The organism is Elusimicrobiota bacterium (assembly GCA_016180815.1).
Classification (GTDB): domain Bacteria; phylum Elusimicrobiota; class Elusimicrobia; order JACQPE01; family JACQPE01; genus JACPAN01.
The window spans coordinates 86,516-100,481 of sequence record JACPAN010000006.1 but is presented as its reverse complement, the minus strand read 5'-3'; the positions used below and the strand labels follow the sequence as shown (position 1 = coordinate 100,481).

Here is a 13,966-nt window from a genome sequence, read left to right as displayed (position 1 = left end):
CCTTACCCTTTAACCGCTCCGGCGGTCAGGCCCTCAACGATGCGCCGCTCAAAGGCCAAAACCAAGGCAACGATGGGCAAGGTCGTCGCCACCACCGCAGCCGCGATTTGATTCCATGGAATTTCGTAACTTGATACTCCGGAGAGCATGGCGATGCCTACGGGCGCGGTGCGGCGGGCGTCCTGGGTCATCAACACCAAGGCGAGCAGAAATTCGTTCCAAGAAAAAATAAAAACCAAAATCGCGCTGGTCACGACCGCAGGCAAAGACAACGGCAGTATGAATCGCCAAAAAATAGCCCACGAACCGAATCCGTCCAATTTTGCCGCTTCCTCGATTTCCAAAGGAAATTGCCGAAAGGCATGGGTCAACAGCCACAAGGCTAGGGGCAGATTCAGCGTAGCGTAACAAAGAATCAACCCCAAGGGATGATTGATCAAGCCCATGCTTTGGATGACTTTATACAGAGGGATGACCAGCAATGTCGGGGGCAAAAGCGCGGCCAACAAAACCAAACGCGCCAACAAAACTGCTTTGGCCAAACCCAAACGCGTCAATGCATAAGCGGCCAGGGCCGCGGCGGCGCAAGACAAGATAGAGGAAGCTCCGGCGATCAACAGCGAGTTGGCGATATAACGAGCGAAGGGACGCACGAAAAAAAGATCGCCATAATTGGTCAATGTCCAATGCCGAGGCCAATAGGTAATCGGGGTGCGAAAAATCTCGGCGGTTGATTTGACCGAGCTCGCCGCCTGCCATAAAAAAGGAGCCAGACTCCAGGCCGCGGCTAAAGCCGCGGCCGCAACAATCAGAAATTTAAACCTCGCCATGACGCATCACCAGACGCCCCGCCCCGGCGAAGAGAATCACAATCGCGGCCAAGGCCAAGGTTAATGCCGCGCCGTAGCGCAAGTCCAAATAGCGGAACACGACTTCATAAATGTAAAGCGCCAAGGTTTTGGTCGCTCCGGCCGGGCCTCCGCCGGTCATCACCCAAATATGATCGAAAATCCCGAAGGCCTGGATGGCGCGGAACAAAAGGGCCGTCAGCAAATAAGGTTTGATCAACGGCAGAATAACCAAACGAAAGCGCGCCCAAGCGCCGGCGCCGTCCATTTTCGCCGCTTCCAAGATATCGTTCGGAATCGAACATAATCCGGTCAACGCGATCAAGGCGACGAACGGCGTGGTTTTCCAAACATCGGTGGCCACGATCCAAAAACGAGCCCAGCCGGTTTCAGCCAGCCAGGCCTTTTGATGGCCGGACAAAAAACCCAAACGCCCGAGGGCGTCGCCGATAACGCCGTAATGATCATGCAGCATCCAGGACCAGCCCATGGCCATGATGGCCGCGGGCAAAGCCCAAGGAATAAGGACGGCGGCGCGGACGAATCCCCGCCCCGCAAAACGCGCATTAAGCAGCAAGGCCAGGGCCAAGCCCAATACCAGTTCCGAGCTCACCGAGAAAAAAGCGAACCCGACGGTATTGCCCAATGTGGCCCAAAACTCGCCGTCTTTGACCATGCGCAGGAACAACCCGGGGTCTTGCGCGGCCAAGACGATGCAGGTGACGGCGGGCAAAAAAATAAAAACGGCGGACAATAGCCCAACCGGCAGGCAATAAAGCCAGCGTCGGCCCACGGACGCCGGCATTACCGGACGATCTCTTTCAAGCGTCGCTCCATATTGGCGACGGCGTTATCGGGTCCTATTTTCCCGGCCAAAGCCGCGCTCACTTCTTTTTGCACCGCGTCCGAAATGCGGGCATATTGCGGATGAACGGGACGCGGGCGCGCTTTGATCAAAATCGCGTGAATATCTTTTAAATGAGGCGAGCTCTTCAAGAGCTCCGAATCGCGGTACAGGCTTTCTTGCGTCGGCAAAAGTCCGGATTTCAAATAGCGCAATTTCTGGGCCTCCGGACTGGTTGCATAGCGAATGAACGCCAACGCCGCAGCGGGATTTTTAGAAAAACGCGCCACGCCCAAGCCCCATCCGCCCAAGGTAGCGGCCGGGGAAGCGCCTTTTTTCTTGACCATAGGCATCAAACCGACTTTCCCTCGCACGGGAGAGCCTTCCTGCTGCATTAAGGTATAGGCATAAGGCCAATTGCGCATAAAAAGCGCTTTGCCCTCTTGAAATAAATGTCGGGACTCCTCTTCCTGATAAGTCAAAATGCCTTTGGGAACGAGCTCATGCTTGCGGATGAGATCGGTCATGAATCCCAAGGCTTGACGCGCCGGGGCGCCGACGGCCACGGTCCCGTCTTCATTAAACAGCTCGCCGCCCATGCCCCAAAGATACTCGAGAAAATTGCAGGTCAATCCCTCGTATTGTTTACCTTGAAAAACCAAACCGTAAAACTCCGGTGGATGGTGGAAGCGTCGGGCTAAAGCCAATAATTCGTCGAAGGTTTCCGGCGGGCGGATTCCATGCTGCTCGAGCAAATCCTTTCGATAATAAAGGACGCCGGCGTCGGCCTGAGCCGGGACGCGATAAAGACGCCCCTGATAATAGGAACCGGCCATGTCCCCGGGCAAAAAATTGTCGAGCTCCTCCGCGTTGATGAATGAATCCAAAGGGAGCAGCCAATCCTGCGCCGCGAATTTGGCCACCCAAACCACGTCCATGTAAACCACATCATAAGCGTCCGCGCCCGTCAAAAAAGCCGTGGCATACATGTCCTCACGGGCGTTGGTGGCGGCCGGCCCTTCAACCATCACGACGTCAATGGAAGGATTGGCCCTCTCAAAACTTTCAATGATTTGAGCCCACGCGCCGCCGACATCAGGGGCCTCCAAGAACCGCACCAAAATTTTCCCGGAAGATTCGCCCTTGCAGCCGGCCAAAGCCAACGCGAACAAACCGGGAATGAGTTTCTTAAACGGCGTGCGCATCATAAAGATGAACCACGCGCTGCGGAAACGGAATCTCGATGCCTTCTTTTCGATAGCGTTCGTGGATACGTTTGATGAATTCATGCGTAATTAAAAACCGGTCGGTGAATTGCCGGGCGCGCAGGATCACGGTGAAATTGATCGAAGAATCGCCGAAGGTATGGTAGCGGATGAAGGGATCGAAGTTTTTGACCGCGCCGTCAACGGTTTGTTGCACATCTTTGGCCGCTTCAATAGTCACACGCTCCACTTTTTGCAGATCGGCATCATAAGAAACGCCCATCTGAACCAAAACCGCGGTTTCAGGCTCCGGTCGGGCGTAATTAATGATGATGGCCTGGGCCAGCTTGGCGTTGGGGACGAGGATGACGTTATTAGGCAATTCTTTAATGCGCGTGGTGCGCCAATTAATATCCATGACAACGCCCTCCTGGCCGGAATCAAGCTTCACATAATCGCCCACTTCCACCAAATTGCTCGCGACGATATGAATGCCGGAAAATAAATTGGTCAATGTGTCTTGAAGAGCTAAAGCCACGGCCAACGACCCGACGCCCAAGGCCGTCAACAACGGGGTGATGGAAATGCCCAGGTTGGAAAGAATCAGCAGCACACCCAGGGCAATCACCGCGATTTTGACTAAGTTGTTCATGAGTCCGGCCATAGCCTGGGAAATAGCGCGCTGCGCGCTGAAACGGCGCATCAAATCCCCGGCCAGGCGGGCTGAAGCCCAAGTGACGGAGAAAAAGAAAGCTGAAACCAAAATCTTCGCCGCCAGGGCTCGATGAGCGCCTGCGATAGGCGCGGTCTGGGCCGCAGCCGCCAAACCGGCTAAAACCAGCCACAAGCCGATATGGCCGCCGAATGTCTCCAACAGAACGTCGTCGATGACGGATTTCGTGGTTTGAAACAATCGGCCCAAGCGGCCCAAAACAACGCGATCAAAAAGATACCCGGCTAAAATGCCAAGGCCGGCCAAAATCAAGGGCGCGATCCAAGGTTGTAAAAAAGACATTTTCATCAAGGGCGTTATATCCCGCATGGCGCCCCATCGTCAAGGGGTCGCGCTGATCCAACCGGCTCCCCCAAGGGCGCGCATTGGCTGCCTGGCAAAAAATCTACGAGTCTGTTAAATAGATAGAGATGGTTTACCGATACCTAATCGTCCTATCGATGCTTATTTCAGCCTTAAATATTCCGGCGCTGGCCGATGACTACACATGCGACGGCGGCGACCTGGGCGTTTGCACGCCTCCCCCTGATCAAGCGGAAGCTTCTCCGCCCGAAAAACTGAGGGATTGGTATGGAGACATTCTCTTGAATACATGCCCCGACCAAATTCAAGCGAGAGCGGCGGAAGAAGGGTGGACGGCAGGATTTCCGCAGACGGAGCAGGGCTTCGACCCGGCGGCCATAGAACGAATCGGCGGCACTTGGGATAACCCTGATTGCGGTGATGATAAACCTGATAGGCTTGCCCGTTACTTATTGCTTTTTTCCGGGTATTTCAGCGCCGTTAGAACCAATTATCAATACTACCGAATCGGCGCCAATGGCGTACCCGCAGCGATCAACAGCCCTGTGACCCGATGGCGGGAAGGAGAATTCTGGGCCAGGGCCAATAAAAAAGGGGCCGTTCAAATCGAATTTGATCCTGAAACCCCTGAAACCGTCAATCAACAAAACGTCGCCGACGCCGTTTGTCGCCTTACGCGACGCAGGACCGGTTGCACGATTTATACGCGCGCCGAACCGGCAACTCCCTAACGCTAAGGCTTGGCGCCCTGATCCGATTTCCTGCTTTCCCGCCGCTTCTCCTTCAACGCTTCTCTTTTTTGACGCCGATCTTCCTTCATTTTTTCACGATCGGTCTTATGTTCCTGACGGTGCTCCTCTCTGCGGCCTTGGCGGGCGCTTTGAAAATCCTCGCGCCTTTTCTTCTGAGATTCATGAAATTTCCGGCGGCTCTCCCGCTGCCTCTGATTGAACTGCAGGATGGACGCGCGCCGCGCGTCGGGCGGCATGTTTTTTAAGGTATCCAAAAAAGACTTGCGTTCGCCGAGCATGCTCCGCTCAAAAGCGATCCGCTCGCCCTTCATCATCACGCGGAAGGTCTGCTCTTCGGAAAATTCGCGCTCAATCGCTTCAATCCGTTTTTGCAAAAGTTCGTCTAAATAAGCTTTCTGACCTTCGATCGCTTCGTTCGTGAGCTCCTGCTTGGGTTCCTGAAATTCTTCCGCCCCTTCTTCGGCTGAAACCGGATAAATCGCGGCGGCCGCGACTAAAACAAACGGTAAATAGCGCTTTTTCATATCAACAACCTCCTCATTCGCAGAGCTACGAGGACGCTGGCCCGCCTCAGGCGGGACCCCAGCAGTCCCCTTCGCAATCGTTAACCGGTGATTATGATAGGATAAACGGGCAAGGCAATTTTCATGCGCATCGTCGCTGATCTCCACATTCATTCCCATTTATCGCGGGCCTGCAGCCGGGAGTTGACGCCTCAATCCCTGTACCGCTGGTGCCAGCTCAAAGGCATCACCGTGCTCACCACCGGTGATTTCACTCATCCCAAATGGATCGCCGAACTCAAAGAACATCTGGAGTCGGCTGAGGACGGACTGTTCGCCTTAAAAAAAGAACCGGCCCGGCGCGTTGACGACAACATCCCGGCTTCCTGCCGGTCCCAAGTCCGCTTCGTTTTGGGCGTTGAAATCAGCTGCATTTATAAAAAGGGAGCACGGGTGCGTAAAGTTCATCACCTGGTGTTTGCGCCCTCTTTTGAAGTCGCGGAAAAAATCAACAAAGCCTTGGAAAAAATCGGTAATATCCGCTCCGACGGGCGGCCGATTTTGGGCCTGGATTCGAAAAATTTGCTCGACATCGTACTCAACGCTTCCCCCGAAGCCTGCTTGATTCCGGCCCATGCCTGGACGCCTCATTTCGCCATTTTCGGCTCGGAATCCGGCTTTGATTCCCTCGAGGAATGCTTCGAGGATTTGACGCCTCAAATTTTCGCCATTGAAACGGGATTGTCCTCGGACCCGTCCATGAACCGGCGCATCTCAGGCCTGGACCGGATCACCTTGATTTCCAATTCGGACGCCCACTCCCCGGAAAAATTAGCGCGCGAAACCAATCTTTTCGATACCGAGCTTTCCTATCGCGGGCTCTTCGACGCCATGAAACAAAAAGGCCCTGGACGGCTGCTTAAAACGCTGGAATTCTTCCCGGAAGAAGGCAAATACCACGTGGACGGGCACCGCAAATGTCAAACGCGCCTGACGCCCTCTGAAACAATTAAACGGCGCAACCTTTGCCCGGTCTGCCAAACCCCGGTCACGGTCGGCGTTCTTCACCGCGTCGAAAAATTGGCGGATCGTCCGGAAGGAACAACCCCTCGGCAGGCCGCCGGATTTGAACATATCGTGCCTCTGAAAGAACTAATCGCCGAAACCTTCAGGGTCAAGCCCGGCAGCGTGAAGGTGGATCGTCAATACCACCGGCTGTTGAATAATTTCGGGCCGGAATTGAACATTCTAAGAGAGCTCCCCATGGAACGGCTCGAAACCGAATTTCCCCTTCTGGCCTTGGCCATTTCCCGGATGCGCCAGGGAAAAGTCAGCGTTCAAGCCGGCTATGACGGCGAGTACGGCGTGATCCGCGCGCTTAAAGAATCGGATTTCGTAAAAACCGAAGAGCCGTCTCTTTTCTAAACGTCAACTCCCCTTTCTTTATGAATAATTTTGACGGATTAAACGATCAACAACGCCGCGCCGTCATGGAGGCCGAGGGGCCTGTGTTGATCGCAGCGGGGCCGGGAACAGGAAAAACCCGGACCTTGGTCCATCGAATCGCCCACCTCATCAGCGCGCAGCAAATTCCGCCCCAGGCCATCATGGCCGTCACCTTCACAAGAAGCGCGGCCCTTGAAATCAAGGAACGTTTAAATCAGATGCTTGGTCAACAATTAGGCGAAGGGCTTTGGGTTGAAACTTTCCATTCCGCTGCGTTTAAAATTCTTAGAACCGAGGGCCGCCCCTTTGGGCCCGGGCGGCCGTTCTCCATAATCGGCGACGAGGAAAAAAGCGGCTGCCTTAAAAATTTAGTCCCAGCCAAAAACATCAAGCGTTTTTTGGAAGAATTAAGCCGGCTCAAACGAAACGGCTTCAATCCCGGCGACCCGGCCGGCCGAATGTACCAAGAACGCCTGAGCCAAGCCGGGCTGCTGGACTTCGACGATCTCCTGCTCCATGGCGCTGAATTTCTTGAAAATCAAGAAGGACGAGGCTGGACAAAGCGTTTTCGTTATATCCTGGTTGATGAATTCCAAGATACAAGCCCGGCTCAATACCGGCTTCTGCGCTTGTTGGCCCAAAAAAATATCTGCGTGATCGGCGATCCCGACCAAGCCATTTATTCGTTCGCGGGCGACGCCTTCAATCCTCTAGAAACGTTCCGCCGGGATTTTCCCGGCTGCCGTGAATTTTCGATCACTCAAAATTACCGTTCACAGGCGATGATTATCGACGCCGCCAAGCAAGTGATCGCCAAAAACCCAAGCCCTCCGGGGCGCCGGCTCGAGGCCAAACTCGAAACCGGATTGCCTATTGAAATCAATGTTTATCAAAGCGACCGCCAGGAAGCTCAAATGATCGCGCGCCGCATCGAAGGCCTTTTAGGCGGCGGCAGTTTTTTCACCATCGACAGCGAATGGGCGGTCAAAGAACAAGAAAGCGCCGTTTATTCCCTCAATGACATCGCTATTTTATACCGCCTTCATGCCCAGGCCCGCTTGATCAAAGAAGCGCTGGAGAGCGCCGGGCTTCCTCTGCGCGTCTATGGGCCGAAAAACAGCGGCGACGGCGAAACTTCGAAAACCGTTGATTTGACGGATATTGCCGCCGAGGAATCGGCGGTCCCGGGGAACGCTCAACGGGCTGAAATGATCAGTTTGATGACCCTTCACCGGGCCAAGGGGCTTGAGTTTCCGGTTATTTTTATCGCCGGCTGCGAGGACGGCGTTGTGCCTTATCAAAAGGACAATGATCGTTCCGGGGAACGCATCGAGGAAGAGCGCCGGCTTTTTTATGTGGGCATAACCCGCGCCGGGAAGCGTCTTTTTCTTTCCTCGGCCAAGAAACGATTCTTGTTCGGCAAAACCCGGATAAGCCCGTGTTCCCCGTTCATTCACGATATCGAAGAACGCCTGCGCCTGATGCGGGAGGACCGCTCCCAATACAAACCTAAACCGCGGCCTCAACCCACTCTATTTGACTTGTAATATTCTCCCTTTCAGTTGCACTTATGATTGGGAGTAAAACAATGAAAATAACCAAAACACTATCGAACCTTATAATGATTCTGACGGTTTTCACGGCGACCGGCTTTGCGGCCGGCGCCAAGCCGGCTAAAACCAAGGAGGGTTTTATGGAATCGAATTGGAAGCGCCCGAGTAAAGAAGAGTTAAAGCAAAAGCTGAACTCTCTTCAATACCGGGTCACCCAGGAAGAAGGCACGGAGCCGCCTTTTGAGAATGCTTATTGGAACAATCATGAGCCGGGCATTTACGTGGATATTGTCTCCGGGGAACCGCTGTTTGCCTCAACCGATAAATTCGATTCAGGCACGGGCTGGCCTAGTTTCACCCGGACGCTGTCACCCGCTAATGTTACCGAGCATACGGATAAAAAACTCTGGATGACCCGCACCGAAGTGCGCTCCAAAAACGCGGATTCCCATCTGGGCCATGTTTTTGACGACGGTCCCAAGCCCACGGGCAAACGCTATTGCATCAACTCCGCATCCTTGCGCTTTATTCCAGCGTCACAACTCAATAAAGAAGGATACGGGCAATATGCCTCGCTCTTCGGAACCACCGCAGCCGCTCAAGCGGCGGCTCCTTCCACAACCCAAAAAGCCTCGTTTGCGGCCGGGTGTTTTTGGGGCGTTCAAGCGGCGTTCGATCAAATGGAGGGTGTCATCCGCACCAGCGTCGGGTACACAGGCGGGCATGTCAAAAATCCCACGTACAAACAGGTTTGCTCGGATCAAACCGGGCACGCCGAAGCCGTCTTGGTGGAATACGATCCCTCCCGGGTTTCTTATGAAGAACTGCTGGATTATTTTTGGATCATGCATAATCCGACCACGCTCAATCGCCAGGGGCCGGATACGGGCAGCCAATACCGCTCCGCTATTTTTTATTACAACGAAGAACAAAAAAGATCGGCCTTGGCTTTGAAAGCCAAACTCGATCAATCCGGACGGTTTAAAAATCCCATTGTCACGCAAATAGCGGCCGCAGCCGAGTTTTACCCGGCCGAGGATTATCATCAAAAATATAACGAAAAAAACGGCGTGGGCTGCCACCTCCCACCGCCGCCCAAAAAAGCCAAGAAAAAAACTCAGGCTCATTAGTCTGATTGACGCTGGCTGAAACGTCCGGCCCGCCTTACACTTGCCGTATGGCGGAACAAGCCGATAACCCTGGAAAACTGCTCCTTTATTACACCGGACCGCTGAGCACCGAAACATCAGCCTCAACGGCGCTGGCGTTCGGCTTGGTTTTTTTCGGCTTGGGCGTTTTATGCCTGGTTCTCGGCCTGGGACCGTTCCCTGAAGTTTGGCGGCATACCCCGGTTTTGCTGCTTCTGACATTCGGGGCCACCATGCTCAGTCTAAGCCTGGGGCTTCTTCATTTTTCCGTCAAGAAAAAATCCCGGGAGAACGCGTTGGAATGCAATCGGGAGCTTCATCCTCAGGAGCCCTGGCTCTGGGATTATGATTGGGATTTCCAAGGCATTGCCGACGGTTCCGGCAGGCGCCTGGCGCGCTACTGGATTGAAACATGGGCTATGGGCGTTTTCCTGGCCCTGGTCCACTGGGTCACGTTTTTGGATTTCGAACGGCTGTTCGGCCTACTGATCGTGGCCCTAATTTTCGACTGTTTTTGGCTGTTCGGATTGTACCGGACGGTCAAGGCCACGCTGGGTCGACGCCGCTTCGGCTCGGCGTATCTGCGTTTCAAAAAATTTCCCTATCATCCGGGTGAACAGGCGGCCTTTGAGCTTGTTTTGGGGTCCAACGCACGGGACCTTGAACATCTTACTTTAACCTTACGCCAAATCGAGGTGGGCCGGATTAAGACCCCGGACAATGAACGCCAAACGGCTTTCTTCGAACGTCACGCCGATCAGATTGTCCTGGACAAAAACGCCATCGCCCAGCATATCGGTATTCCGGCAACTTTTAATATCCCCCGCGATGCCGTGGGCACGCGCCGGGAAACGCCGAATCCCGTTCACTGGGAGCTGATGGTCGAAGGCAAAGCCCCGGGCGTCGACCTGGAAACCTGCTTTTTCGTTCCCATCTACGACCGGCCGTAAACCTTCCCACAGAATGATTCCTTTGCGCTATGATTTTCATGTCCGCCCCCGCTGGGCGGGTTCATGATGACCGAATCGACTCAGACGCTCAAAATATCGTCCGGCGTTTCCGTAGCCGAGGCCTTAGCCGGCGCGCGTCCGGCCGGCGGCGCGGTCACGGTTAAAGGTTGGGTGCGCTCACGACGGGATTCCAAGGCCGGTTTTTCCTTTATCCACCTCAACGACGGCTCCTGTTTTGACTCGATTCAAATCGTCGCCGCGAACAGCCTGCCCAATTATCAAAACGAAATCCTTAAATTAACGGCCGGATGTGCCGTGCTGGCCACAGGTGAATTGAAAGCTTCTCCTGCCAAAGGTCAGGCTGTCGAGCTTCATGCCTTAAAAATTGACGTTGTGGGCTGGGTGGAAAATCCGGACACTTACCCCGTTTCCCCTAAGGCGCACAGCTTCGAGTATTTGCGCGACGTGGCTCATTTGAGGCCCCGGACCAATACCTTTGGGGCCGTGACCCGCGTGCGCCATACATTAGCCATGGCCGTTCACCGCTTCTTTCATGAACGCGGGTTTTATTGGATTCACACGCCCATTGTCACGGCCTCGGATTGCGAAGGAGCCGGGGCCATGTTCCGGGTGTCTGCTTTAGATTGGGCGAATTTGCCCAAAACCCCGGAAGGGCGGGTGGATGAGGCCAAGGACTTCTTCGGACGCTCCGCGTTTTTAACGGTATCCGGGCAATTAAACGTGGAAGCTTATTGCCTGGCCATGTCCAAGGTCTATACGTTCGGACCCACGTTTCGCGCGGAATATTCCACCACGCCGCGCCATTTGGCCGAATTCTGGATGATCGAGCCGGAAATCGCGTTCGCGGATTTGAACGTCGACGCGAATCTGGCCGAGGATTTCTTGAAATACATATTTAAAGCCCTGCTCGAAGAACGCCCCCAGGACATGAAATTTTTCGTCGAGCGCGTGGACAAGGACGCGGTCAATCGCCTGGAAAAATTCATCACAGCCAGCTTCGAGCGCATCACCTACACTCAGGCCGTCGAAGCGCTGCAGAAATCGGGCAAAAATTTTCAGTACCCGGTCAAATGGGGCATGGATTTGCAGACCGAACATGAACGTTATTTGACCGAAGAATATATCGGCCGGCCGGCCGTGGTCATGAATTACCCCAAGGAAATCAAGGCGTTTTACATGCGTTTAAACGACGACGACAAAACGGTCGCGGCCATGGACGTGCTGGCGCCGGGCATCGGAGAAATCATCGGCGGCTCCCAGCGGGAAGAGCGCCTGGATGTTCTGGACCGGCGCCTGGAAGAATCCAAATTAAACACAAAAGCCTATTGGTGGTACCGGGATTTGCGCCGCTACGGCACCGTGCCTCACTCCGGCTTCGGCCTGGGCTTTGAGCGCACCATCCTTTACGCCACGGGTTTGGCCAATATACGCGACGTGATCCCCTTCCCTCGGACGCCAGGGAATGCGGCTTTTTAACTTGCCTACTCCCGAAGAAGCGCTTAAGGAAATTTTCCAAAAGCAATTCGGCGAAACGCCGGAAAAAATCGAAAATCTTAAAGGCGACGGCTCCAACCGCCGCCTTTTAAGGCTTCACGGCGCCGGACGCAGCGTCATCGGCGTGATCGGCCCGGACCAAAAAGAAAACCGGGCTTTCCTCTATTTCTCCCGCCATTTTCGCCGGGCCAAACTGCCGGTTCCCGAAATTTATGCGGTCGATGAAAAACAGGACGTCTACCTTGAAGAAGATTTGGGCGACACCACGCTCTTCGCCTTTCTTTCGGAAAACCGGACCCCCAAAGGCCCGGCTCCGAAAGTTCTCGACGTCTACAAGCAAGTCGTGCGGCTTCTGCCCCAATTTCAAATCACCGCTGCCAAAAGCGTCGATTACGCTTATTCCTACCCGCGCGCCGGCTTCGATAAACAATCCATGATGTGGGATTTAAACCACTTCAAGTATTACTTCCTTCAATTAGCCGACATCCCTTTCGACGAACAGGCCCTAGAAAACGACTTCAACGAATTCGCTGATTTTCTCCTGGCCGCGCCGGGGGATTTTTTTCTTTATCGGGATTTTCAATCGAGAAACATCATGATCAGAGAAGGCAAACCCTGGTTCATCGACTACCAGGGCGGGCGAAAAGGCGCGCTGCAATACGATATCGCCTCTCTCCTTTTCGACGCCAAAGCCGATTTATCCGAAGATACGCGCCGGAAGCTGCTCGATGATTACCTTGAGGCCGCGGGCGAACTGACCCCCGTCAATCGCGGCGAATTCATGAAATACTTCTGGGGATTCGTTCTGATCCGCATCATGCAAGCCATGGGCGCCTACGGCTTGCGCGGTTTCTATGAACGAAAAACCCATTTCCTGCAAAGCATCCCCTATGCCGTCCGCAATATCGAATTTCTGCTGAGAACGGCGCGCTTTCCGACGCATATCCCCGCCTTAATCACCGTGATGCGCCGCATCGTAGGCTCCTCCTACTTAAGGCAGTTCGGCAAAGCCTCCTTGAACCTTACCGTGCGCATCCAAAGTTTTTCATACCGGCAAGGAATCCCGTCGGATGAGGTGGGCCACGGCGGCGGCTATGTGTTTGATTGCCGGGCTCTGCCGAATCCAGGCCGCCACGAAGCTTACGCTCGGCTAAACGGGCTCGATCCCGAAATCGCGGCTTTTCTTAACAAGGAGCCGGCGGTCAAAGAATTCATGAAGCATGTGGCCGGCCTCGTGGACGCGAATGTCTCCAATTACCGCAGCCGCAACTTCACGGACTTGATGGTCAGTTTCGGATGCACGGGCGGCCTGCACCGCTCGGTCTATTGCGCCGAAGCGCTGGCTAGGCACCTAAAGGAAACAATGGGCGCGGAGGTCGGGGTGCGCCACCGGGAACTGGAAAAAAGCGTTCCCGTCCCTTCAGCGACATGAAGGCCATGATTCTGGCGGCCGGAGTGGGCAGCCGCCTGAAACCCTTAACCGACGCCCGCCCCAAAGCCTTGATCGAAATCAACGGGCGGCCCATGCTGGAAATCATCGCCCGGCGGCTGATGGCGGCCGGAGTGACGGAAATCATCGTCAACGTTCATCATTTCCCCGGCCTGATCGCGGATTACCTGGCCAAAAATAAAAACTTCGGCCTACGCGTTGAAATCAGCCGGGAAGAAACTCTGCTGGATACCGGCGGCGGTCTTAAAAAAGCCGCCTGGTTTTTTGACGACGGGCAGCCTTTTTTTCTGCACAACGTGGATATCATCAATAACATCGACCTGACCCGCATGTACGGCGAACACCGGCAGACGGGCGCCTGGGCTACGCTGGCCGCGGAAAAAAGAATAAGCGGCCGCTACTTGCTTTTTAACCAAACGGGGAATCTATGCGGTCATGAAAAAAACGACGGACGCGGCGAAGTGGCCGCGCTGCGAACAAAAGAAGGGGAGCGCCTGGCCTTTAACGGCGTCCATGTTATTTCCCCGGCGCTCTTAAACGGCCTGGCCGAATCAGGCGCTTTCTCGATTATCGACGCCTATCTGCGTCTGGCCGCGCAAGGAACGAAAATCCTCGCGTTCCGGACGGACGGGTGCTGGAGTCAGGACATCGGTACTTTGGAGAAGCTCGACGCCGCCGAGCGCTATATCGGCAAAAAAGGATTCCCCGGCTGATCG

Annotated in this window: 13 protein-coding genes; 8 read left to right on the top strand and 5 right to left on the bottom strand. The window is 54.6% G+C overall.

Translation table 11 applies throughout. The features are described from left to right. Positions 1-2: 2 nt before the first annotated feature. From HYT79_02940 to HYT79_02925, 4 genes are read right to left on the bottom strand one after another with little or no spacing between them, the layout of a single operon-like run. The gene (locus tag HYT79_02940) at positions 3-830 is read right to left on the bottom strand and encodes a carbohydrate ABC transporter permease (protein ID MBI2069532.1); all 828 of its coding nucleotides are present in this window, start codon (positions 828-830) and stop codon (positions 3-5) included. Then, complete coding sequence (locus HYT79_02935) at positions 817-1,653, bottom strand: sugar ABC transporter permease (GenBank protein MBI2069531.1); 837 nt, start codon at positions 1,651-1,653, stop codon at positions 817-819. The genes HYT79_02940 and HYT79_02935 overlap by 14 nt, the downstream gene beginning before the upstream one ends. After that, entirely contained in the window at positions 1,653-2,981 is a 1,329-nt protein-coding gene (locus HYT79_02930) for an ABC transporter substrate-binding protein (GenBank protein MBI2069530.1), read from the bottom strand. Before HYT79_02930 ends, HYT79_02935 begins: the two co-directional genes overlap by 1 nt. Beyond that, positions 2,881-3,918, bottom strand: a complete 1,038-nt coding sequence (locus HYT79_02925) for a mechanosensitive ion channel family protein (protein ID MBI2069529.1) — start codon at positions 3,916-3,918, stop codon at positions 2,881-2,883. The genes HYT79_02930 and HYT79_02925 overlap by 101 nt, the downstream gene beginning before the upstream one ends. A 152-nt stretch (positions 3,919-4,070) precedes the next feature. On the opposite strand from HYT79_02925, the gene HYT79_02920 reads away from it, so the two are divergent. Next, positions 4,071-4,664, top strand: coding sequence for a hypothetical protein (locus tag HYT79_02920; protein ID MBI2069528.1), 594 nt, complete (start codon positions 4,071-4,073; stop codon positions 4,662-4,664). A gap of 2 nt (positions 4,665-4,666) precedes the next feature. Here HYT79_02920 and HYT79_02915 read toward each other — a convergent pair whose 3' ends face one another. Beyond that, positions 4,667-5,209: a hypothetical protein gene (locus HYT79_02915; protein ID MBI2069527.1), complete on the bottom strand. Its 543-nt coding sequence runs from the start codon at positions 5,207-5,209 to the stop codon at positions 4,667-4,669. 123 nt (positions 5,210-5,332) lie between these two features. On the opposite strand from HYT79_02915, the gene HYT79_02910 reads away from it, so the two are divergent. The 7 genes from HYT79_02910 (at position 5,333) to HYT79_02880 (ending at position 13,963) form a co-directional block, all read left to right on the top strand. After that, positions 5,333-6,613, top strand: coding sequence for a DNA helicase UvrD (locus HYT79_02910; GenBank protein ID MBI2069526.1), 1,281 nt, complete (start codon positions 5,333-5,335; stop codon positions 6,611-6,613). Between the two features lie 20 nt (positions 6,614-6,633). Next, positions 6,634-8,181, top strand: coding sequence for a UvrD-helicase domain-containing protein (locus HYT79_02905; GenBank protein ID MBI2069525.1), 1,548 nt, complete (start codon positions 6,634-6,636; stop codon positions 8,179-8,181). Positions 8,182-8,327: 146 nt separating this feature from the next. Then, the gene (locus HYT79_02900; protein MBI2069524.1) at positions 8,328-9,317 is read left to right on the top strand and encodes a bifunctional methionine sulfoxide reductase B/A protein; all 990 of its coding nucleotides are present in this window, start codon (positions 8,328-8,330) and stop codon (positions 9,315-9,317) included. Positions 9,318-9,364: 47 nt separating this feature from the next. Next, the gene (locus tag HYT79_02895; protein MBI2069523.1) at positions 9,365-10,285 is read left to right on the top strand and encodes a hypothetical protein; all 921 of its coding nucleotides are present in this window, start codon (positions 9,365-9,367) and stop codon (positions 10,283-10,285) included. A gap of 66 nt (positions 10,286-10,351) precedes the next feature. Further along, on the top strand, positions 10,352-11,782 hold the full coding sequence (gene asnS / locus HYT79_02890) for an asparagine--tRNA ligase (protein ID MBI2069522.1): 1,431 nt from the start codon (positions 10,352-10,354) through the stop codon (positions 11,780-11,782). Beyond that, a complete protein-coding gene (locus HYT79_02885) occupies positions 11,769-13,232 on the top strand; it encodes a phosphotransferase (GenBank protein ID MBI2069521.1) in 1,464 nt (487 codons plus the stop codon). Before asnS ends, HYT79_02885 begins: the two co-directional genes overlap by 14 nt. A 5-nt stretch (positions 13,233-13,237) precedes the next feature. After that, a complete protein-coding gene (locus HYT79_02880; GenBank protein MBI2069520.1) occupies positions 13,238-13,963 on the top strand; it encodes an NTP transferase domain-containing protein in 726 nt (241 codons plus the stop codon). The last annotated feature ends 3 nt before the right edge of the window (positions 13,964-13,966 follow it).